17 protein-coding genes and 1 riboswitch are annotated in these 20,544 nt (G+C 73.0%); of the genes, 13 read left to right on the top strand and 4 right to left on the bottom strand.

Features of this window, described 5'->3' with window-relative positions; translation table 11 throughout:
* Window positions 1-2 precede the first annotated feature (2 nt).
* The 3 genes from gatA (at window position 3) to ACH9EU_RS15000 (ending at window position 4,559) form a co-directional block, all read left to right on the top strand.
* The gene (gene gatA, locus ACH9EU_RS15010; RefSeq protein ID WP_396414717.1) at window positions 3-1,640 is read left to right on the top strand and encodes an Asp-tRNA(Asn)/Glu-tRNA(Gln) amidotransferase subunit GatA; all 1,638 of its coding nucleotides are present in this window, start codon (window positions 3-5) and stop codon (window positions 1,638-1,640) included.
* Window positions 1,640-3,154, top strand: coding sequence for an Asp-tRNA(Asn)/Glu-tRNA(Gln) amidotransferase subunit GatB (gatB, locus tag ACH9EU_RS15005; RefSeq protein ID WP_396414716.1), 1,515 nt, complete (start codon window positions 1,640-1,642; stop codon window positions 3,152-3,154). The genes gatA and gatB overlap by 1 nt, the downstream gene beginning before the upstream one ends.
* A 292-nt stretch (window positions 3,155-3,446) precedes the next feature.
* Complete coding sequence (locus ACH9EU_RS15000) at window positions 3,447-4,559, top strand: FAD-dependent oxidoreductase (protein WP_396414715.1); 1,113 nt, start codon at window positions 3,447-3,449, stop codon at window positions 4,557-4,559.
* A gap of 148 nt (window positions 4,560-4,707) precedes the next feature.
* On the opposite strand, the gene ACH9EU_RS14995 is transcribed toward ACH9EU_RS15000, so the two are convergent.
* Entirely contained in the window at window positions 4,708-6,879 is a 2,172-nt protein-coding gene (locus ACH9EU_RS14995) for a S9 family peptidase (RefSeq protein ID WP_396414714.1), read from the bottom strand.
* 77 nt (window positions 6,880-6,956) lie between these two features.
* Between ACH9EU_RS14995 and ACH9EU_RS14990 the strand changes: the two genes are divergently transcribed.
* Entirely contained in the window at window positions 6,957-7,736 is a 780-nt protein-coding gene (locus ACH9EU_RS14990; RefSeq protein WP_396414713.1) for a CPBP family glutamic-type intramembrane protease, read from the top strand.
* A 24-nt stretch (window positions 7,737-7,760) separates the two neighbouring features.
* On the opposite strand, the gene ACH9EU_RS14985 is transcribed toward ACH9EU_RS14990, so the two are convergent.
* A complete protein-coding gene (locus ACH9EU_RS14985; RefSeq protein WP_396414712.1) occupies window positions 7,761-8,399 on the bottom strand; it encodes a VOC family protein in 639 nt (212 codons plus the stop codon).
* Window positions 8,400-8,550: 151 nt separating this feature from the next.
* A riboswitch (SAM riboswitch) is annotated at window positions 8,551-8,666 on the top strand.
* 78 nt (window positions 8,667-8,744) lie between these two features.
* On the opposite strand from ACH9EU_RS14985, the gene ACH9EU_RS14980 reads away from it, so the two are divergent.
* The 3 genes from ACH9EU_RS14980 to ACH9EU_RS14970 all read left to right on the top strand — a co-directional run bounded on the left by ACH9EU_RS14980 (window position 8,745) and on the right by ACH9EU_RS14970 (window position 12,110).
* Window positions 8,745-10,124 carry a bifunctional o-acetylhomoserine/o-acetylserine sulfhydrylase gene (locus ACH9EU_RS14980; RefSeq protein WP_396414711.1) on the top strand — a complete coding sequence of 460 codons (1,380 nt, stop codon included), beginning with the start codon at window positions 8,745-8,747 and terminating at the stop codon, window positions 10,122-10,124.
* Complete coding sequence (metX, locus tag ACH9EU_RS14975) at window positions 10,121-11,299, top strand: homoserine O-acetyltransferase MetX (RefSeq protein ID WP_396414710.1); 1,179 nt, start codon at window positions 10,121-10,123, stop codon at window positions 11,297-11,299. Before ACH9EU_RS14980 ends, metX begins: the two co-directional genes overlap by 4 nt.
* A 130-nt stretch (window positions 11,300-11,429) precedes the next feature.
* Window positions 11,430-12,110, top strand: a complete 681-nt coding sequence (locus ACH9EU_RS14970) for an alpha/beta hydrolase (RefSeq protein WP_396414709.1) — start codon at window positions 11,430-11,432, stop codon at window positions 12,108-12,110.
* Here the strand turns inward: ACH9EU_RS14970 and ACH9EU_RS14965 are convergent.
* On the bottom strand, window positions 12,094-12,336 hold the full coding sequence (locus tag ACH9EU_RS14965) for an RNA-binding S4 domain-containing protein (RefSeq protein ID WP_396414708.1): 243 nt from the start codon (window positions 12,334-12,336) through the stop codon (window positions 12,094-12,096). The genes ACH9EU_RS14970 and ACH9EU_RS14965 overlap by 17 nt on opposite strands.
* Window positions 12,337-12,386: 50 nt before the next feature.
* Here ACH9EU_RS14965 and ACH9EU_RS14960 point away from each other — a divergent pair, with 50 nt between their 5' ends.
* The 3 genes from ACH9EU_RS14960 to ACH9EU_RS14950 all read left to right on the top strand — a co-directional run bounded on the left by ACH9EU_RS14960 (window position 12,387) and on the right by ACH9EU_RS14950 (window position 15,884).
* Entirely contained in the window at window positions 12,387-13,379 is a 993-nt protein-coding gene (locus ACH9EU_RS14960) for a DMT family transporter (RefSeq protein WP_396414707.1), read from the top strand.
* Window positions 13,380-13,524: 145 nt separating this feature from the next.
* On the top strand, window positions 13,525-14,907 hold the full coding sequence (locus ACH9EU_RS14955; RefSeq protein WP_396414706.1) for a glycine--tRNA ligase: 1,383 nt from the start codon (window positions 13,525-13,527) through the stop codon (window positions 14,905-14,907).
* Window positions 14,907-15,884: a GNAT family N-acetyltransferase gene (locus ACH9EU_RS14950; RefSeq protein ID WP_396414705.1), complete on the top strand. Its 978-nt coding sequence runs from the start codon at window positions 14,907-14,909 to the stop codon at window positions 15,882-15,884. The genes ACH9EU_RS14955 and ACH9EU_RS14950 overlap by 1 nt, the downstream gene beginning before the upstream one ends.
* 110 nt (window positions 15,885-15,994) lie before the next feature.
* Here the strand turns inward: ACH9EU_RS14950 and ACH9EU_RS14945 are convergent, their stop codons facing one another.
* Complete coding sequence (locus ACH9EU_RS14945; protein WP_396414704.1) at window positions 15,995-17,272, bottom strand: FAD-dependent oxidoreductase; 1,278 nt, start codon at window positions 17,270-17,272, stop codon at window positions 15,995-15,997.
* Between the two features lie 231 nt (window positions 17,273-17,503).
* Between ACH9EU_RS14945 and ACH9EU_RS14940 the strand changes: the two genes are divergently transcribed.
* From ACH9EU_RS14940 to ACH9EU_RS14930, 3 genes are all read left to right on the top strand, one after another.
* Window positions 17,504-18,292 carry an IclR family transcriptional regulator domain-containing protein gene (locus ACH9EU_RS14940; RefSeq protein WP_396414703.1) on the top strand — a complete coding sequence of 263 codons (789 nt, stop codon included), beginning with the start codon at window positions 17,504-17,506 and terminating at the stop codon, window positions 18,290-18,292.
* A 146-nt stretch (window positions 18,293-18,438) separates the two neighbouring features.
* Window positions 18,439-19,539 (top strand): cupin domain-containing protein, encoded by a 1,101-nt coding sequence (locus ACH9EU_RS14935; RefSeq protein ID WP_396414702.1) that lies wholly within the window; start codon window positions 18,439-18,441, stop codon window positions 19,537-19,539.
* Between the two features lie 181 nt (window positions 19,540-19,720).
* On the top strand, window positions 19,721-20,544 hold an 824-nt coding region (locus tag ACH9EU_RS14930), incomplete at its 3' end, for a fumarylacetoacetate hydrolase family protein (protein WP_396413863.1).

Below are 20,544 nucleotides of genomic sequence, written 5' to 3'. Positions count from 1 at the left end.
GCATGACCACCACCGGTACCCCTGAGGGCGTCGTCGGCCTCCCGGCCGCCGAGCTCGCCCGGAAGCTCGCCGCCGGGGAGATCAGCTCGGTCGAGGCCGTCCAGGCCCACCTGGACCGCATCCGGGACACGGACGGCGACCTCGCCGACCCTGCCGACCGAGGCCGCGGCAAGACCGGCCTCAACGCCTTCCTGCACGTCAATGCCGAGGAGGCCCTCGCCGTGGCGGCAGAGGTGGACGGCGCCCGTGCCCGAGGCGAGGAGCTTCCGGGCCTCGCCGGCGTCCCCGTGGCCGTCAAGGACCTCATCGTCACCAAGGGCCAGCCCACCACCGCCGCGTCCAGGATGCTCGAGGGCTGGATGAGCCCGTACGACGCCACCGTGACCCGGAGGCTGCGCGCCGCCCGGATGCCGATCCTGGGCAAGACGAACCTCGACGAGTTCGCCATGGGCTCCTCCAACGAGCACTCGGCCTTCGGCGACACCCGCAACCCCTGGGACCTGACCCGGATCCCGGGCGGCTCCGGCGGCGGGTCCGCCGCCGCGGTGACCGCCTTCCAGGCGCCGCTGGCCCTGGGCACCGACACCGGCGGCTCCATCCGGCAGCCGGCGGCCCTGACCGGCTCCGTGGGGGTGAAGCCGACCTACGGCGGCGTCTCCCGCTACGGCGTGATCGCGATGGCCTCGTCCCTCGACCAGGTCGGCCCCGTGGCCCGGACCGTGCTCGACGCGGCGCTGCTGCACGAGGTGGTCGGCGGGCACGACCCGCAGGACTCCACCTCGCTGCCCGACCCGGTGGGCGAGTTCGCGGCCCAGGCCCGGGCCGGTGCCGCCGACGGCGGTCTGCGCGGCCTGCGCGTGGGCGTGGTCAAGGAGCTCACGGGCGAGGGCTTCCAGCCCGGCGTCCAGCAGCGCTTCGACGAGGCCGTCGAGCTGCTGCGCTCCGCGGGCGCGGACGTCGTCGAGGTCTCGACCCCGAACTTCAGGTACGCCCTGGGCGCGTACTACCTCATCATGTCCTCGGAGGTCTCCTCGAACCTCGCGAAGTACGACGGCGTCCGCTACGGCCACCGCGTGCTGCCCGAGGACGGCCCGCTGACCATCGAACGGGTGATGGGCGCCACGCGCGCCGCGGGCTTCGGCGCGGAGGTCAAGCGCCGGATCATCCTGGGCACGTACGCGCTCTCGGCGGGATACTACGACGCCTACTACGGCTCGGCCCAGAAGGTCCGCACCCTGGTCCAGCGCGACTTCGCGGCCGCCTTCGACCAGGTGGACGTGCTCGTCTCGCCGACCGCCCCGACGACGGCGTTCGAACGCGGCGCCGTGGACGAGTCGGCGGACCCGATGCAGATGTACCTCAACGACATCGCGACGATCCCGACCAACCTCGCCGGCGTGCCGGCGATCTCCGTGCCCGGTGGCCTCGCTCCCGAGGACGGGCTGCCGGTCGGCATCCAGTTCATGGCCCCGGCCCGGGAGGACGCCCGGCTCTACCGGGCGGCGGCCGGCCTCGAGGCGCTGCTCGAGGAGCGCTGGGGCGGACCCGTCTGGCGGGACCTGCCGGACACCGCCGCACTGGTCCGCGAGCTCGCCGAGTCCACCGTGTCCGCCGCACCCGTCCGGGGAGGAGCCCGCTGATGACCCAGACCACCGAAGAGGTCCTGTCCTTCGACGAGGCCCTCGAGAAGTACGACCCCGTCCTGGGCTTCGAGGTCCACGTGGAGCTCAACACCCGGACCAAGATGTTCGACGCCGCCCCCAACGTCTTCGGGGACGAGCCGAACACCAACGTCACCCCGGTCTCGCTGGGGCTGCCCGGCGTGCTCCCCGTGGTCAACCGCGTGGCCGTCGAGTCGGCGATCAAGCTCGGTCTGGCGCTGGGCTGCGAGATCCGCCCGGTCTCCCACTTCGCGCGGAAGAACTACTTCTACCCGGACACCCCGAAGAACTTCCAGACCTCCCAGTACGACGAGCCGATCGCCGAGAACGGCTCCGTCGACGTCGAGCTGGAGGACGGCACGGTCTTCACCGTGGAGATCGAGCGGGCCCACATGGAGGAGGACGCGGGCAAGCTCACGCACATGGGCGGGACGGCCGGGCGGATCCACGGCGCCGACTTCTCCCTGGTCGACTACAACCGCGCCGGGGTCCCCCTCATCGAGATCGTGACCAAGCCGATCGTGGGCGCCGGGGCCCGGGCCCCCGAGCTCGCCCGGGTCTACGTGGCCGCGATCCGGGAGATCGTGAAGAACCTCGGGATCTCCGACGCCCGCATGGAGCGCGGCAACGTCCGCTGCGACGCCAACGTCTCCCTCATGCCGAAGGGGGCCACCACGTTCGGCACGCGGTCGGAGACCAAGAACGTGAACTCCCTGCGTTCCGTCGAGCGTGCCGTGCGCTACGAGATCCAGCGCCACGCCGCGGTCCTCGACGCCGGGGGCACGATCGTGCAGGAGACCCGGCACTGGCACGAGGACACCCGCTCCACCACGAGCGGGCGCCCGAAGTCCGACGCCGACGACTACCGGTACTTCCCCGAGCCCGACCTCGTGCCGGTGGTGACCGACGCCGAGTGGATCGAACGGCTGCGCGCCGAGCTGCCCGAGCCGCCGGCCGAGCGCCGGCGGCGGCTCAAGGCGGACTGGGGCTTCTCCGACGAGGAGTTCCGGGACGTCGTCAACGCCGGTGTGCTCCACGAGATCGAGCAGACGGTCTCGGCCGGAGCGGCGCCCGCCGTGGCCCGCAAGTGGTGGATGGGCGAGATCGCCCGCATCGCGAAGCAGCAGGAGGCCGACATCGCGGCGCTCGGCGTCACGCCGGGGACCGTGGTGGAGCTCGACGCGCTGATCGACGCCGGCCGGATCAACGACAAGCTGGCCAAGAAGGTGCTGCAGCACGTCATCGACGGCGAGGGCACCCCGTCCGAGGTCGTCGAGGCGCGGGGGCTCGCGGTCGTCTCCGACGACTCCGTGCTGACCGCCGCGATCGACGACGCGATGGCCCAGATGCCCGACGTCGTGGCCAAGGTCCGGGCCGGCAAGGTCCAGGCCGTCGGCGCCCTCATCGGCCCGGTCATGAAGGCCACGCGCGGCCAGGCCGACGCCGGGCGCGTGCGGGAGCTGATCCTGGCGAAGCTCGGCGTCCAGGGCTGAGCGGCACCCGGGCCCCGGCCCGGGTGCTCGTCGCGGCCTCCTCCTCGCCGCGGGTCTCCCGCCGAGGGGTCGCCTCCCGTCTCCCGCAGCGCCGAGGGGTCGCGTCTGTACGGAAAACCGCACGGAATCTGTCTGGATGCGACCCCTCGGCGGGGCCGCTGAGCGGAACACGACCCCTCGCGGCATCGGACGGTGGACGCGTCGGATCAGGCGCCGGGAAAAAGCCGCGGTGGAGCAGGCGTGCACGATGGCGGTGCGGCCTCTGGCTGGACCGGCGTGCGAGCATGGGCGCATGGATCCTGTCTGCGACGTGCTCGTGATCGGCGGCGGCATCGCCGGCCTGTCCCTGGTCTCGGAGCTGGCCGGCCGACGGAGCGGCGGGAGCGGGGTCGTGCTGGCCGAGTCGGAGCCGGTGCTGGCCCACCACACCTCCGGCCGCTCCGCGGAACAGCTCACCCCCAGCTACGGTCCGCCTCCCGTGCGGGAGCTCACCGCGCTCACGGTCGCGGCCCTCCTGGACCCCCGGCCCGCTCCGCCGCGTCCGCTGGCGTGGCCCAGCAGCAAGGTCCTCGTGGGCACCGTGGACCAGCTGCGCGCGGAGTCCGCTCCCGGCACGCAGGAGCTCTCCCGCGCAGCCCTCGTGGAGCTGTGCCCCGAGCTGGCCTGCTCCCCGGCGGAGCTGGTGCAGGCCGGGCGGCTCGACACGTCGTCGGTCCGCACCGACGCGGCCGCCCTCGTGGCGTGGCACCGCGACCGCGCCGCGGCGGCCGGTGTCCGGATTCTCACGGGAGCGCCGGTGACGGCCCTCGACGCGGACGACGGCGGATTCACCGTCACGGCCGGCCCGCACCGGCTCCGCGCCCGGCGGGTCGTCGACGCGGCCGGCGCGTGGGCGGACGGAGTGGCCTCCCTCGCCGGCGCCGCTCCGCTGGGCCTGCGGCCGCTGCGCCGCACGGCGGCCCTCGTGCGGCTCGCGAAGCCCCTGGCACCGGACCACCCCATGGTCGTCGCGGCGGACCACCGCTGGTACTACCGGCGCCACGGGGACGGGGCCCTGGTCTCCCCGTGCGAGGCCGTGCCGAGCGAGCCGTGCGATGCCCTGCCGGTCGCCGAGGACGTCGAGGACCTGGTGGCCATCCTCAACGCCGTGACGTCCCTGGGGATCACAGGGGTCGTGCGGGCCTGGACGGGACTGCGCACCGAGAGCCCCGACGGCGTGCCCGTCTGCGGCTTCGACCCTGACGTCCCGGGCCTGCTGTGGCTGGCGGGGCAGTCCGGCTACGGTTTCCAGACCAGCAGCGCCATGGCTCGCGCGGCCGCGGACCTGCTGCTCGAGGACGCCGTCGGCCCGTGGTGCTCTCCGGGGACCGCGGCCGCCCTGGATCCGGCCCGCTTCCGCCGCTGAGCCCGCCGGGGGTCGCGTTGCGCGTCGCGAGTGACACGGCGGGTCCCGTCTCGCCATGATCCGGGCCGCCCGGCATCCAGACGAGACCCCTCGGTGGGGATGTGGGGTGTTGGCGACTCCTCGGACGGGGCGGTCCGGGCGGCTCGGGTCAGGAACCGGCCAGCCCCACACGGTCGAGCACCCAGGCGTGCTCCCAGGCCGTGTCCCGCCACTGGGCGTAGCGCCCGGAGGCCCCGCCGTGGCCCCCGGCCATCTCGCAGCGGAGCAGCACCGGGTGCTCGGCGGTCGTCGCCTCGCGCAGCGCGGCCACCCACTTGGCGGGCTCCACGTAGAGCACGCGGGTGTCGTTGAGGCTGGTGACCGCGAGGACCGGCGGATAGGGGAGGGGGCGGACGTTCTCGTAGGGAGAGTAGTCGCGCATGTACCGGTAGACGTGCGGGTCCTCGATGGGGTTGCCCCACTCCTCCCACTCCAGCGCCGTCAGGGGCAGGGAGGGGTCGAGGATCGAGGTCAGCGGGTCCACGAAGGGCACGGCGGCGAGGGCGCCGCAGTACTTCTCGGGGGCCAGGTTGAGCACCGCGCCGACGAGCAGCCCGCCGGCGGAGCCGCCCATCGCGAGGATCCGCCGTTCGTCGACGTCCGGGCGGGACGCGAGGTGGTCGGTGACCGCCACGAAGTCGGTGAAGGTGTTGGCCTTGTGCAGCTTCTTGCCGTGCTCGTACCAGGAGCGGCCCAGCTCGCCGCCGCCGCGCACGTGGGCCACCGCCCAGATCATGCCCCGGTCCAGCAGGGACAGCCGGGAGACGGAGAAGGCCGGGTCGGTGGAGTGCTCGTAGGAGCCGTAGGCGTACTGCAGCACGGGCGCCGGCACGGCAGGGTCGAGGTCTGCGCGGCGCACGAGGGAGACGGGGATCCGGGTGCCGTCGGCGGCGGCGGCCCAGTCCCGCTCGACCGTGTAGTCGGCGGGGTCGTAGCCGCCGAGCACCGTGGCCTCGCGCCGCAGCAGCGGCTCCCGGGGCAGGGCGTCGTCGTCGCCCGCGGCCCCCGCGGCGAAGAGGTCGTACACGCGCGGGGGCGTCGTGAAGGAGGTGTAGGAGAGCCGGACCACGGGGGCGTCGTGCTCGGCGGCGGTGACGGCCGCGGTGTAGAGCTCCTCCGGGAAGTCCGGTTCCACGGGGACGGCCTGGGCGGGCGTGCCGAGCCCGTCCAACGGCAGGACCCGGACCCGCAGCGTCGTGTCCGCGCGGACGGAGACCACCAGGTGGCCGGCCGTCACGGCGCACCCGTTGACGCGCACCGTGTCCGAGGCCGGCACGACGTCGCGCAGCGCCACGTCCGCGACGGAGCGGCCCAGCTCCCCGGCGTCCATGAGGGAGACCCGTGAGTTGGGCGCCTCGTGGTCGTGGGTGAGCAGGATCTGCTCCCGGCCCTCGAGCAGCAGCGGCTCGGCCTCGTAGAGCACACGGTCGGTGCGCGGCAGGACCACCTGCAGCGGGGCCGCGGGGTCCTCGAGCGGTTGGAGGAGCACCTCGGAGTACTCGGAGCAGGTGGCCTCCACCACGAGCCGGCGGCGGTCGGCGGACAGCCCCGCGCCCAGCCACATCCCGGGGTCCGGTTCTTCGTGCACGACGACGTCGTCGGCCACCGGGGTGCCCAGGACGTGGCGGCGCAGTTGGTGGGGCCGCCAGGTCTCGTCCACCACGACGTAGTAGACGGCACGCGAGTCCGGGGAGAGGAAGGAGCCGTAGAACGTGCCGGGGATCTCGTCGTCCAGCAGGACCCCCGTGGTGAGGTCGCGGATCCGCAGCGTGAAGCGCTCGTCGCCGGTGACGTCCTCCGCCCACGCGAGCAGCTGCCCGTCCTCGGAGACGTCGAAGCTGCCGAGGGAGTAGAACTCGTGCGCGGCGGACTCGGCGTTCGCGTCGAGGAGCACCTGCTCGCCGGCCATGGTGGCGCCCGGCTCGACGACCGGCGGGGTCCAGTCGCTCAGGACGTCGCCCGTGACGGGCGCCGGCACGCGGCAGAAGACCTGGTGCGCCCCGCCCTCGACGGTCCGGGAGAAGTACCACCAGTTCCCGCGGCGGTTGGGCACGGACAGGTCCGTCTCCTGCGTGCGGCCCCGGATCTCCTGGAAGAGCGTCTCGCGCAGTCCCGCGAGGTGGGCGGTCCTGGCCTCCGCGTGGTCGTTCTCGGCCGTGAGGTGGGCCAGCACCCCGGGGTCCTCCTTGTTCCGCATCCACTCGTACGGGTCGGAGAACACGTGGCCGTGGAACGACCGCTCGACGGGCTGCCGGCGGGTCGGGGGAGGAAGCGAAGTCATGGGTCCCATCCTAGGGAAGCGCGGCGGGACTCCTCCCCGGGACGGGCCCGACGGGCGCCCGGTGCCAGAATGGCGGCATGAGCACCCCCTCCCACCGGGCTCCGCGTCCACCCGCCTTCGCCTCGACCCGCGCCGACCTGTGGGTGCAGATCCTCCTGGTGCTGGGCGTGTCGCTGGGCGCCTCGGCCCTGTACGCGGTGATCTCGCTGTCCGAGGACCTGGCCCGGGGCCCCCTGTCCGAGGCGCGGACGACCATGAACCCGCCGTTGAGCCTGCAGCCGCTGTTCGACCTGGTCCGCCAGCTCACGGGCATCGCGCTGGACCTCGTCCCGGTCCTGCTCGCGCTGTACCTGCTCGCCGGTTCGGCGGGCGCGGTGCGCAGCGTCCGCCGCCGGGTCGGCCTGGACGCCCGGATGCCGGTCCCGGACCTCGGGCTGGGGGCCCTGCTGTTCCTGGTCATGGGACTGGGCACACTTGCCCTCTACGGTGCGGGCCGGGCCCTGGGCGTCACGGCCACGGTGACCACGTCCGGTCTCGACGCGCACTGGTGGACGGTCCCGGTGCTGCTGCTCTCGGCGCTGCGCCACTCGCTCCTCGAGGAGGTCGTGGTGGTCGTCTTCCTCACCGACCGGCTGACCCGCATCGGGTGGCGCTGGCCGGTGGTGCTGGTGGTCACGGCCCTGTTCCGGGGCAGCTACCACCTCTACCAGGGGATCGGCCCGTTCCTGGGCAACGTGGTGATGGGTCTCGTGTTCGCGGAGCTCTACCGGCGCACCGGGCGGGTCATGCCGCTCGTCGTCGCGCACTTCCTGCTCGACGCCGCGGCGTTCGTCGGCACCGCCTGGTTCCTGGGCTGAGCCGCACGTGCCCGCCCCGGACGCTCAGATGGTCACGCGGCCGTCCGGGGTGTCGAAGGCGACCGCGAGCAGGCCGGGCGTCCCGTCCGGATAGCGCCACTCGACGTCGAGGTCCTGCAGGGCGGTCTCCACGGGGGCGCCCAGCCACTCCGTGACCCGGTCCCGCGAGCCGGCGATGCACATGCCCTGGAGCGAAACGTCCGTGATCCGGGCCTGGGAGGGGTGCATCTGCGGGTCGGAGTCGAAGTGCACCATGAACGGCAGCTGTGGGTCGGCGATCAGGCCCTTCACGCCGATCTGGTGCCACTCCAGGACCCGGCCGTCCGGGAACACGCGCTGGCCGGGCACGGCCCGGCGACCGAGCCGCCGCTCGAAGGGGGCGAGGTCGTCCACCTCGACGACCCAGCCGAGCCAGCCGCCGCCCGCGGCGGAGCGGGCGCGCACGGCCTGTCCGAAGGGCGCCTTCTCGGCGGCCGGGTGCTCGAGGGCCTCGACGACCTCGACGTACTGGCGGCCGGTGAGCGGGAGAATCATGTTGCGGGTGCCGAACCGTGGGTGCACACCGCCCTTGACGGGCTCGATGCCCAGCTGGTCGGCGATGGCCTCGGTGGTCGCCTCCAGGCCCTCCGGGCGGCAGGCGTAGGACACGTGGTCGACTCTCATGGGCTCATCGTGGCACCGTGTGAGTTTGGTCTCCAAATCGGTCGCGGGCCGTCCGTTCCGGCGACGGGACGGGTGTTCCGCGCCGTGTCCGCACGGCCGGGAACGGCCCCGGCTTGACGCCGCGTCGCCCGAATCCGGAGAATGCTGTCCAGGTCATGAGCGCCAGCGTGCAAGCCCCAGCTAGCTGGCCGGCAACCCTCCACCGCGGTGGGGTGCCCTGGGTGAAGACCAGGCTCCTCGCGACCGGCGAGCGAGCAAGCGCGGGTCCCCGGTGCCCGGCCGTCGAACGGCCGCACCACCACGGTCGGCGACCGGACCCCTGACCTTCCGCAAGGAGCTCACGGCATGCCCGAGTCCACCGCCTCCCCGGCGCAGCACCCCACTCCCGAGAACCCGTCCGGGTGGGCGTTCGAGACCCAGCAGATCCACGCGGGCCAGAGCCCCGACCCCGTCACCGGCTCGCGGGCGCTGCCGATCCACCAGACGACGTCGTTCGTCTTCCCGGACGCCCGGGCGGCCGCCGACCGGTTCGCGCTCGCGGAGCTCGGCCCGATCTACACCCGGATCGGGAACCCCACGACGGAGGTCGTGGAGAAGCGCATCGCTGCGCTCGAGGGCGGTGTCGGGGCCCTCATGCTCAGCGCCGGGCAGTCGGCCACGACGTTCGCCGTGCTCAATGTCGCCGGAGCGGGGGACCACGTGGTGGCCAGCCCCAGCCTCTACGGCGGGACCTTCAACCTCTTCAAGTTCACCCTGGCCAAGCTCGGCATCGACACGACCTTCGTGGACGACCCGGACGACCCCGAGGCGTGGCGGCGCGCCGTGCGGCCGAACACCAAGGCCTTCTACGCGGAGACCATCCCCAACCCGCGAAACGACGTCCTGGACATCGAGACGGTCGCCGGGATCGCCCACGAGAACGAGGTGCCGCTGATCGTGGACAACACGGTCGCGACCCCGTACCTCGTCCAGCCGCTGCGCTGGGGAGCGGACGTCGTGGTGCACTCGGCGACCAAGTTCCTGGGCGGGCACGGCACGGCCATCGGCGGCGTGATCGTGGACTCCGGGAACTTCGACTACGGCCGGTACCCGGAGCGCTTCCCCGGCTTCAACGAGCCCGACGAGTCCTACGGCGGCCTCGTCTACGCGGAGACGCTCGGGGCCGACGGCGTGTTCGGCGTGAACCTCTCCTACGTCCTCAAGGCCAGGGTCCAGCTCCTGCGCGACCTCGGCTCGGCGATCTCGCCGTTCAACGCCTTCCTCATCGAGCAGGGCATCGAGACCCTGTCCCTGCGCATGGAACGCCACGTGGCCAACGCCGGGACGGTGGCCCGCCGGCTCGAGGCGCGCGAGGACGTGCGCTCCGTGTCCTGGGCCGGCCTCGAGTCCTCGCCGTGGCACGAGCGCGCGCGGAAGTACGCGCCCCGCGGGGCCGGCTCGATCGTCGGCTTCGTGCTCGACGGCGGACGCGAGGCCGGCGCCGCGTTCGTCGACGCGCTGTCGCTGCACTCGAACGTGGCGAACATCGGGGACGTCCGCTCGCTCGTGATCCACCCGGCGTCCACGACCCACAGCCAGCTGCTGCCGGAGGAGCAGCTGGCCGCCGGCGTGGAGCCCGGCTTCGTCCGGCTCTCCGTGGGCCTCGAGAACGTCGAGGACATCCTGGCGGACCTCGAGCTGGGATTCGCGGCCGCGGCCGCGTGCAGGGGGCAGGAGCGGGCGTGACGGTGGTGCGGGGCGCCGACGCCGGGTCCGACGTCCGGGAGGACGGCGTGCCCCGGCACGCCGAGATCGGCACGCTGGAGCTCGAGTCGGGCTTCCGGCTGCCCGAGGTCCGGCTCGCCTACGAGACGTGGGGGACCCTGGCCCCGGACGGCTCCAACGCCGTGCTCGTGGAGCACGCCCTCACCGGGGACACCCACGTGGCCGCCGGCCGGGCGCGCCCCGGCGCCACGGAGGCCGAGCGCATCGCGGCGCTCAGTCCCGGCTGGTGGGAGGGGCTGATCGGTCCCGGGGCCGCCCTGGACACCGACCGGTACTTCGTGGTGTGCGCCAACATCGTGGGGGGCTGCTACGGCTCCACGGGCCCGGCCACCCCGGCGCCGGCGAGCGTGGACCCCGAGCGCCGGCCCTGGGGTTCCCGCTTCCCCCTCGTGACGGTGCGGGACTCCGTGCACGCCGAGGCGGCCCTGGCGGACGTCCTCGGGATCGACTCCTGGCGCCTGGTGCTCGGCGGGTCCATGGGCGGGGCCCGTGCGCTGGAGTGGGCCGTGACCCACCCGGACCGGGTCCTGGCGTGCGCCGTGGTCGCGGCGTGCGCGCAGTCCAGCGCGGAGCAGATCGCGTGGGGCCAGGCGCAGAACCTGGCGATCCGCCAGGACCCCCACTTCCGTGGCGGGGACTACTACGACGGTCCGCCGCCGATCGCCGGGCTGGGACTCGCCCGGCGGATCGCGCACATCACCTACCGCTCGGCCGCCGAGCTCCACGACAGGTTCGGCCGGGCCCCCCAGACGGACGAGCAGGTGATCGGCACCCACGCGGACGGCCGCGGCCGCTACCAGGTGGAGAGCTACCTCGACCACCAGGCGTCCAAGCTCGCCGGCCGCTTCGACGCCAACAGCTACCTGGCCGTCAACGAGGCGCTCATGTCCCACGACGTCGCGCGGGGCCGGGGCACGGTCGAGGAGGCCCTCTCGGTGGCCTCGTGCGAGTGGCTGGTGGCCGCGGTCGACTCGGACCGGCTGTACCTGCCCCACGAGTCCGACCTCCTGGCCGCGGCCCTGCCGGGCACGGTCCGCCGGCACACGCTGTCCTCCCGCTCCGGGCACGACGGCTTCCTCATCGAGTCGGTGCAGCTGGGGAGGCTCCTGCGGGAGACCGTGCTGCGCGGCGACTGAGGCGGTCCCGCCCCCGGCCCGCACGGCGACGGCCGTCGGACCGCGGCCGGAGCCTCCTCCAGCCGGGCCGCGCCCGGGGCCGTGCGGGCGGCGCGCCCGCCCCCGGCGGGTCGGATGGCAGACTGGACCCATGACCCAGGACACCACCTCCACCGGACCCGCCGCCCCCTTCACCGTCTGGAGCAACGACGCCGACGCCCGTCCCGGCACGCCGCTGCTCGTGCTCCTGCACGGGTACGGGTCCCACGAGCGCGACCTGATGGCGCTCGTGCCCTCGCTGCCGCGCGAGTTCAGCGTGGCGTCCGTGCGTGCGCCGCAGCCGGCCCAGATGGGCTACCAGTGGTTCCCCCTGGCCGCGGACCTGAGCTTCTCCCTGGACCGCGTCGCGGAGGCCGTCGAGCCCGTGGCCGCGTGGCTGCGGGAGATCGCCGCGCAGCACTCGAGCACGACGCTGCTGGGCTTCTCGCAGGGCATGGCCATGGCCACCTCCCTGGCCCGGCACATGCCCGGGGAGATCGACGCCGTGGTCGGCCTGTCCGGCTTCGTGGTGCCCGGCGAGCACCGGCTCTTCGCCGACGACCGGCTCCGGGAACGCCCGCTGCGCATGTTCTGGGGCCGGGACCCGCAGGACCCCGTCATCCCGCAGGAGATGGTGGACGCCACCGCGGAGTGGATGCTCGAGCACGCCGACGTCATGAAGGTGCAGTACACCGGCGTGGGCCACGGCATCAGCCAGCAGGAGCTCGGCCACGTGCGGGAGTACCTCGACCACGTGGTCCTCGGGGACGGGGCGGTCAGCCCCCGGCGGTGATCCGGACCGCGGCGCCGCCCGCGGCGACGACGTCGCCGGGGTGCAGCTGACGCCCTCGGCGCGTCTCGACCTCGCCGTTGACCGTGACCTCGCCGCCCTCGACGAGCCCGCGGGCGTGGGCGCCGTCCTCGGCGAGATTGGCCAGCTTGAGGGCCTGGCCGAGCCGGATCATGTCGTCGCGGATGGGCAGGTCGTCGTGGGCATCGGGCTGCTGCGGAGGGGTCATGGGCCCATTGTCCCAGGCGCGACCGCCGGGACACGATCTAGGCTGGGCCCGTGCCCGCACCCGAGCTTCCCGTCCCCCGGATCCTCGCCGTGCTCGGACCGGTCCTGGCCGTGCTGGCCGGCTCGCTCCTGGCCGTCCAGTCCCGGATCAACGGCGTGCTCGGCACCTCCCTGGGCGATCCCGTCACGGCGGCGTTCACCGCCGTCGTCGTGGGCCTGGTGGTGGTGAGCGCGGCCGGGGTGCTCACCCGACGGGGCCGCAACGGTGCGCGGCGGCTCGTGGACGGGCTGCGGGACGGCGGACTGCGGTGGTGGTTCCTGCTCGCGGGCCTCGTCGGCGCGGTGTTCGTGTTCGCCCAGACCCGCACCGTCGAGACGCTCGGGGTCTCCGTGCTGCTCCTGGCGGTGGTGGTGGGACAGTCCGTGGGCGGGCTGGCGGTGGACCGGTGGGGGGTCGGTCCCGGCGGGGTGCGGCTCGTGACGGGGCGCCGGGTGCTGGGCACGGTGCTCGTCGTCGGGGCGGTGCTGGTGGCGGTGAGCCCCCGGCTGAGCGGTGCCGGTCAGGGACTGTCCGTCCTGGTCCTGCTGCCGTTGGCCGCGGGAACGCTGATGCCCCTGCAGACGGCCCTGAACGGAAGGATCGGCTCCGCGGCCGGCACCCCGATCACCCCGACGCTCACCAACTTCCTCGTGGCCGCCGCCGGTCTCGGGGCCGTGACGGCCGTCCACCGTGCGGCGGCGGATCCGCCCGCGTGGTCCTGGGCCGGGCCGTGGTGGCAGTGGACCGGTGGGCCGCTCGGCGTTCTCGCCGTGGGCGCGGGTGCGCTGCTCGCCCGGTGGATCGGGGTTCTGCAGACCAGCCTCGGAGTGGTCACCGGCATGCTGGTGGGCGGGCTGGCGGTCGACGTGCTGATGCCGTCCCCGGGCACCGTCGTCGCACCGTTGACCGTGCTCGGCACGGCGCTCACCCTGGTCGGGCTGGTCGTGACCTCCTGGCCGGGACGGGCCGGCCCCGGGCCGGTCGGCGTGCCCGGCCGGAATTGACTACCCTGGGCGAGGACGTCGCAGGCGGCGTCCTCGTTCGTGGCGGCCGACGGCGGCCGCACCCTCGGCGGCCGACCGCCGAGCGAGCCAACCCACCACGCGCGTCCGCAGCCGGCGGTCGGGCGAGAACCCGGAGTGAACCCACATGGCCCCCAGAACCACGTTGGACAACGTCATCACGCTGGCCAAGCGCCGCGGTTTCGTGTTCCAGGCGGGTGAGATCTACGGCGGCTCCCGCTCGGCCTGGGACTACGGACCCCTGGGCGCCGAGCTCAAGGAGAACATCAAGCACGAGTGGTGGCAGACCTTCGTGCGGGGCCGGGAGGACATGGTCGGCCTGGACTCCTCGATCATCCTGCCGAAGGCGGTCTGGGAGGCCTCCGGACACGTGGCGACCTTCACCGACCCGCTCGTGGAGTGCCTGTCCTGTCACAAGCGCGCCCGCCAGGACCACCTGCTCGAGGCCTTCGAGGAGAAGAAGGGCCGGGCGCCGGAGAACGGCATGGCGGAGATCCCCTGCCCCAACTGCGGCACGAAGGGACAGTGGACCGATCCGCAGCAGTTCTCCGGCCTGCTCAAGACGTTCCTGGGCCCGGTCGACAACCAGGAGGGCCTGCACTATCTCCGGCCGGAGACGGCACAGGGCATCTTCGTGAACTTCAACAACGTGGTCACCGCGGCCCGGAAGAAGCCGCCGTTCGGCATCGGCCAGATCGGCAAGGCCTTCCGCAACGAGATCACGCCGGGCAACTTCATCTTCCGCACCCGCGAGTTCGAGCAGATGGAGATCGAGTACTTCACCCACCCGTCCGAGGCCGGACGCTGGTTCGACGAGTGGGTCGAGGCGTGCTGGAACTGGTTCACGGACCTGGGCATCGACCCGGCCAACATGCGCCGGTTCGACGTGCCCGAGGAGGAGCGCGCCCACTACTCGGCCGGGACGATCGACATCGAGTACCAGTTCGGCTTCCAGGGCAACCCGTGGGGCGAGCTGATGGGCATCGCGAACCGGACCGACTACGACCTCGGTGTGCACAACGAGCACTCCAACACCGACCTCAGCTTCTTCGACCAGCAGACGAACGAGCGCTACGTCCCCTACGTGATCGAGCCCTCCTTCGGGCTGACCCGCTCCATGATGGCCTTCCTCGTGGACGCCTACACCGAGGACGAGGCCCCCAACGCCAAGGGCGGCGTGGACAAGCGCACCGTGCTCAAGCTGGACCCGCGCCTGGCGCCCGTCAAGGCCGCCGTGCTGCCGCTGTCCCGCAACGAGGACCTCTCGCCGCGGGCGCGGGACCTGGCGGCCGAGCTGCGCCGGAGCTGGAACATCGACTTCGACGACGCCGGCGCGATCGGCCGCCGCTACCGCCGCCAGGACGAGATCGGCACCCCGTACTGCATCACGGTGGACTTCGACACGCTGGAGGACCAGGCGGTGACCATCCGGGAGCGGGACGCCATGACCCAGGAACGAGTGGCCCTCGACCGGGTGAAGTCCTACCTCGCCGGGAAGTTTGCCTGCTGATGCCCGGGGCGATCACCGTCCGCCCGTGGCGGGAGGACGACGACCTGCGGCTGCTCGAGGTGTGGCCGGCCCCGGAGTCGCCCCAGGCGGCGGCGTTCCGCGCCGCCCTGAGGCCCGACGACGACGCCCCGTGGTCGCGCACGGTCGTGGCGGAGGACTCGGGGATCCCGGTCGCGGCCGGGACCGTCTACGAGTCCCCGCTGCACCCGCGGCGCCTGTGGCTCTGGGTGGAGGTCGCCCCCGACCGCCGCGGCGAGGGCATCGGCCGCATGCTGCTGGAGCGGCTGCGCGAGCTGGCCGCACAGGCGCCGTCGGGTGTCCGCGCACTGCGCACCAAGGTGGCGCCCGGGTCGCCGGGGGAGCGTTTCGCCCGCGCGGCGGGGCTGGAGACGGCCCAGGTCTCGCGCGTGGTCCGCGTCGACGCCGGAGCGCTGCCGCCGCTGCCCCTGCGCGAGCACGCCGACGGAACGCCCGCGCAGTCCGTCGAGGATCTCGCGACCGGCTCGGTGGAGCTCACACGCGTCCTGTGGGACTTCTACCGCGCGGTCCACCGCTGGGACGAACCGGCCGATCTGCCGGTCGGGCGCGTCAACCGGATGTTCCTCTCGGACGCGGCCCACGCCTTCGGGGCCGTCGTGCTCCGCGACGGTGTGGGACCGGGGGAGCGCGGAAGGATCTCCGCGTTCGCCGTGAGCTACCGGCCGGTCGAGCTGGACGAGGTGTCCGGCGCCGCGGCCGCCGACGGCGAGCCGGAGGACGCCCCGGCCCACATCATGCTCGGCTGGGCACCGGGGGAGGCAGCTGCGGGCCGGGCCCTCGAGCAGCTGCTCTCCCTGGTGGCCCACCACCATCCCGTGCAGTTCCAGGTGGACGAGGCGATGGATCCGCTCACCGCCGTCGTGGAGAACCTCCTGGCGGCCGGGGTCGCCGCGGTCGTGGAGACCGACGTCGTCCTCGCGGAGCCCGCCGGCACCTGAGCCGACCGGCGGCGCGTCCGGCCGCGTCCGCGCCGCGGGAGGCGCCCGCGGCCGGCGCCCGAGGTCGTCGGACCGTCGGCCGGGCACGGTTCTGCGGGTCCGGCGCCCTGCTACTGAGAGGGCGTCCGGCCGGCCCCGCCGGGGGCCGGGTCCGCCGTCGTGACGGTTCCGCTCGTGTAGTCCTGCTCGCCGTAGAGCCAGTCGGTGTAGTCCCAGATGCCGTGCCGGTCCGCGGACTTCCACAGCATGTTCCGCACGGTCCGTTCGACGGGGCCCGTCAGGTGCCAGGACTCTCCCCAGATCCGGGCCGTGGTCTGGATCCGGGCGGTTCGCGGCTGGCGCACGGCGTTGTACCGGGTGAAGACGTCGTGCCACTTGCTCGGGTCGTGGTGCTGCGCGTCGGCGAACACGGACTGCGCCGCGATCGCCTCGAGGGCGGCTGCGTCCTCGAGCGCCTGGCAGGCACCCTGGGCGAGGTACTGCAGCATCGGGTGGGCGGCGTCGCCGGCGAGGGCGATGTTGCCGTCGACCCAGTTCTCGATCGGGACCCGGTCGAACATGGGCCAGCGCTGCACGTGGCTGAGGTTGTCGAGGGCGGCCTGGACCTCGGGCACACAGTCCTTGTAGGCCTCACGCAGCTCGGCGTCACCCTCGTAGACCAGCTGGCCGGCCGCGAAGGACGGAGAGCGGTAGACCGCGACGGTGTTGAACAGTTCTCCCTGGCGCAGCGGGTACTGCACCAGGTGGCACTCCGGGCCCATCCAGACCACGACGGCCTCCATGTCCCCGGCGTGCTTGATCTCCGAGATCGGCAGCGCCCCGCGGTAGGCCACGTACTCGGAGCCGACGGGCTCGTCGTCGGAGAGCTGGGCGCGCACCACGGACTTGATGCCGTCGGCGGCCACGACCGCGTCGGCCTCGAAGACCCGCCCGTCGACAGCCGTCGCCCGGGCGACGGCGCGACCGTCGACCTCGATGTTCTCCACCTTCTCGACGCGCACGTTGTTGTGCAGGCGCACGCCGAGCTTCTCGCACTCCTCCATCAGCAGACGGTGCAGGTCGGAGCGGTGGGCCACGATGTAGGGCGCCCCGTAGCGCTCGTAGTACTCGCCGGTGACGTCCTCGCGCAGCAGCTCCTCCCCCGTGAGGGCGTCCCTGAAGACGATGTACCTCGGGGCGACGCCGGTCTCGACGGCGCGGTCGAGCACCCCCCACTCGCGCAGCAGACGCGTGGCGTTGGGCGACATCTGCAGGCCGGCGCCGACCTCGCCGAACTCCGGGGCCTGCTCGACGAGCTCGACCTCGGCGCCGTGGCGGAGCAGGGCGAGCGCATTGCCGAAGCCGCCGATGCCGCCTCCGATGACGAGAACCTGGGTGGACTGTGCCATGGTGATCAGTTCCTTTCGAGCGGGATCAGGGTGGTCGTGAGAGCTCGTGGCGGGGACGGGCCGCGCCGAGCACCGGTGTGACGGACACCACCAGCTTGACGCCGCTCACACGATGGGACGAAGAAAGTTCCACGGGTCAGAACCGACCCGGGGCCGTGTCGAGCCCCGGAAGAAGCCCGCAGCGCGCGGTGCGGGCGGTCCGGGCCGAGGATCGCCCGATAGGCTTCTGCTATGCGGAACCAGGATCAGCAGCCGCCGCCGGCCTACACCCTGCACTCGGTGGACAACGTGCTGCGTCTGATGCAGATGCTGCGTGACACGGGAGGCGTGCGGCTGAAGGACGTCGCCGCCGACCTGGGGGTCGCCCCGTCCACCGCCCACCGGCTGCTCTCGATGCTCGTCTACCGGGGGTTCGCGGTCCAGGACGACTCGCGGCGCTACCTGCCCGGCCCGGGCCTGGGGGCGTCCGTCGCGGGGACCCCTTTGCACGGACGACTGCGCCGGATCGCCCGGCCCTACGTGGAGATGCTGGCCCAGCGCGTGGGGGAGACCGCCAACCTGATCGTCCGGGTGGGCACCACCAGCCGGTTCCTGGTCACGGTGGAGAGTTCCGTCGTCGACACCGTGGGGGACCGCCGGGGCACCGTGTTCCCCGCGGCGTCCACGTCCGGCGGCAAGGTGCTGCTCGCCCAGCTCTCCCGGGAGGACCTGGAGCGGCTCTTCCGCACGGCCAGCGCCAAGACCGTCGGGGAGTACCTGGACGCCAACCGGTTCGAGGCGCTGCTGCGGAGCCTGCAGCTGGTCAAGGAGGTCGGGTTCGCGGTGAACAGGGAGGAGTCCGAGGAGGGGGTCACCGCGGTCGCCGTGCCCGTCCTCGCTCCCGACGGCACCGGGCTCGCCGCGCTGTCCGTCTCCGTGCCGGCCGCCCGCGCGGACGTGCTGGGGGAGCACCGCGTGCGGCGGGCGCTCGCCGACATCCGCACCGACCTCGAGCAGGACATCGCCGAGCACCTCGGCTGAGGGACGCGGCACAGGGAGCGGCGCAGTTTCCTGGGTGCAGAAACTTTTTTCGGGGTCGGAGGGCGTCCCGTAGCGTCGTCGGTAACTCACATCACATCGTCGGGCGAGGACGCCCGGTCGATACGTCGAGTACCGAGGAGCTCACCATGAGTCATGACCAGCAGATGACGGTTCCGCCCCCGACGCCGGAGGAGCAGACCCAGCTCGACGCCCTCTACCGGGATTTCGAGGCGGGGCACATGATCCCGTTGTGGACGGAGATCGGCGACCTGATGCCTGCGGCTCCGCGGTCGGCGGCCGTGCCGTTCGTGTGGGAGTGGAAGAACCTCCTGCCGCTGGCCGAGCGCGCCGGGGACCTCGTGCCGGTGGGCCGTGGCGGGGAGCGCCGTGCGATCGCGCTGGCCAATCCGGGTCTGGGCGGGCGGCCGTACGCGACGCCGACCCTGTGGTGCGCGATCCAGTACCTGGGCGGTCACGAGGTGGCCCCGGAGCACCGGCACTCCCAGAACGCGTTCCGCTTCGTGGTCGAGGGCGAGGGCGTGTGGACCGTGGTCAACGGCGACCCGGTGCGGATGTCGAGGGGCGACTTCCTGCTCACCCCGGGCTGGAACTTCCACGGCCACCACAACGAGACCGACCAGCCGATGGCGTGGATCGACGGGCTGGACATCCCGTTCGTGCACTACACGGACACGGCGTTCTTCGAGTTCGGCATCGACCGGGTGACCGACGAGTCGACCCCGGAGCTCTCCCGCGGGGAACGGCTGTGGTGCCATCCGGGGCTGCGCCCGCTCTCGGGCCTGGGCAACACGGTGTCCTCGCCGATCGGGGCCTACCGGTGGGAGCACACCGACCGGGCCCTGTCCGAGCAGCTGCGGATCGAGGACGAGGGCTACCCGGCCACGGTGGAGCCCGGGCACGCGGCGGTGCGCTACGTCAACCCGACCACCGGTGGGGACGTCATGCCCACGATCCGGGCCGAGTTCCACCGCTTCCGGCCCGGCACGCAGACCCGCACCACCCGTGAGGTCGGCTCCAGCGTCTACCAGGTCTTCGAGGGCCGGGGCCGTTTTCTCCTCAACGGTGAGGTCCGCGACGTGGAGAAGGGCGACCTGGTGGTCGTGCCCTCCTGGACCGCGTGGCAGATCCAGGCCGAGACCGACTTCGACCTGTTCAGGTTCGGCGACCAGCCGATCGTCGAGAAGCTGAACTTCCACCGCACCTTCGTGGAGGGCGAGGAGAAGTAGCACCACCCCGCCGGCGCGCGGCACGGCCCGTGCCGCACGCCCGACCGGGACCCGTGACGCTCCACCCGGCACCCCCGGCCCCGGCCCCGGACCCCCGTTCCCCGGCCCGCTTTTCCCCGGGCCGCGTTTCCCCGACCCCCGTACGTCGACCCGCACACCTCGATCCAGGAGAACAGAACCCATGAAGCTTGCAACGCTGCGCACCGACCGGTCCACGACCGCCGCCCGTCTGGACGGTGAGGTCTTCACCGAGATCGAGGGCTACCCCGACCTGGGGGCGCTGCTGGCCCAGGAGAACTGGCGGCAGATCGCGGCCGACGCCTCCGGGCCGCGCCACGAGGCCGCCCACGCCCGGCTGGAGACGCTGGTGCCCAACCCGTCCAAGGTGCTGTGCGTGGGGCTCAACTACAAGAGCCACATCCAGGAGATGGGCCGGGACCTGCCCTCCCATCCGACGATGTTCGCGAAGTTCGCCGACACCCTCACCGGGCCCGGCGACCCGGTGGAGGCCGTGGCGGAGGACCCGGAGCTGGACTGGGAGGGCGAGCTCGTCGTGGTCATCGGCAAGACCGCCCACAAGGTCTCCGAGGCCGACGCCGCCGGCCACATCGCCGGGTACACGGCCGCCAACGACATCTCCATGCGCGGGTATCAGTTCCGGACCAAGGAGTGGCTGCAGGGCAAGATCTGGGCGGCTTCCACCCCGGTGGGCCCGGTCATGGTCACCGCCGACGAGTTCGACCCGGCGACGGCGACCCTGCACACCCGGGTCAACGGGCAGACGATGCAGGAGCACTCCATCGGGGACCTGCTGTTCACCCCGACGTTCCTGGTCTCCTACCTCTCCACGATCCTGCCCCTGCGCCCGGGCGACATCATCCTCACCGGGACCCCGGGCGGGGTGGGCCGTGCCCGGGACCCGCAGGTCTACCTGAAGTCCGGGGACCAGGTGGAGGTCGCCATCGACGGGATCGGCACGCTGTCCACGAAGATCGTCGACCCCGC

Origin of the sequence: Kocuria rhizosphaerae (assembly GCF_044462265.1) — a bacterium.
GTDB lineage: Bacteria > Actinomycetota > Actinomycetes > Actinomycetales > Micrococcaceae > Kocuria > Kocuria rhizosphaerae.
This window is presented reverse-complemented; position numbering and strand designations above follow the sequence as displayed.

Excerpts from the sequence above, each read along its gene's own strand:
- gatA (WP_396414717.1), top strand. The coding sequence starts at position 3 with ATGACCACCACCGGTACCCCTGAGGGCGTCGTCGGCCTCCCGGCCGCC.
- gatB (WP_396414716.1), top strand. The coding sequence starts at position 1,640 with ATGACCCAGACCACCGAAGAGGTCCTGTCCTTCGACGAGGCCCTCGAG.
- ACH9EU_RS15000 (WP_396414715.1), top strand. The coding sequence starts at position 3,447 with ATGGATCCTGTCTGCGACGTGCTCGTGATCGGCGGCGGCATCGCCGGC.
- ACH9EU_RS14995 (WP_396414714.1), bottom strand. The coding sequence starts at position 6,879 with ATGACTTCGCTTCCTCCCCCGACCCGCCGGCAGCCCGTCGAGCGGTCG.
- ACH9EU_RS14990 (WP_396414713.1), top strand. The coding sequence starts at position 6,957 with ATGAGCACCCCCTCCCACCGGGCTCCGCGTCCACCCGCCTTCGCCTCG.
- ACH9EU_RS14985 (WP_396414712.1), bottom strand. The coding sequence starts at position 8,399 with ATGAGAGTCGACCACGTGTCCTACGCCTGCCGCCCGGAGGGCCTGGAG.
- ACH9EU_RS14980 (WP_396414711.1), top strand. The coding sequence starts at position 8,745 with ATGCCCGAGTCCACCGCCTCCCCGGCGCAGCACCCCACTCCCGAGAAC.
- ACH9EU_RS14970 (WP_396414709.1), top strand. The coding sequence starts at position 11,430 with ATGACCCAGGACACCACCTCCACCGGACCCGCCGCCCCCTTCACCGTC.
- ACH9EU_RS14965 (WP_396414708.1), bottom strand. The coding sequence starts at position 12,336 with ATGACCCCTCCGCAGCAGCCCGATGCCCACGACGACCTGCCCATCCGC.
- ACH9EU_RS14955 (WP_396414706.1), top strand. The coding sequence starts at position 13,525 with ATGGCCCCCAGAACCACGTTGGACAACGTCATCACGCTGGCCAAGCGC.
- ACH9EU_RS14950 (WP_396414705.1), top strand. The coding sequence starts at position 14,907 with ATGCCCGGGGCGATCACCGTCCGCCCGTGGCGGGAGGACGACGACCTG.
- ACH9EU_RS14945 (WP_396414704.1), bottom strand. The coding sequence starts at position 17,272 with ATGGCACAGTCCACCCAGGTTCTCGTCATCGGAGGCGGCATCGGCGGC.
- ACH9EU_RS14940 (WP_396414703.1), top strand. The coding sequence starts at position 17,504 with ATGCGGAACCAGGATCAGCAGCCGCCGCCGGCCTACACCCTGCACTCG.
- ACH9EU_RS14935 (WP_396414702.1), top strand. The coding sequence starts at position 18,439 with ATGAGTCATGACCAGCAGATGACGGTTCCGCCCCCGACGCCGGAGGAG.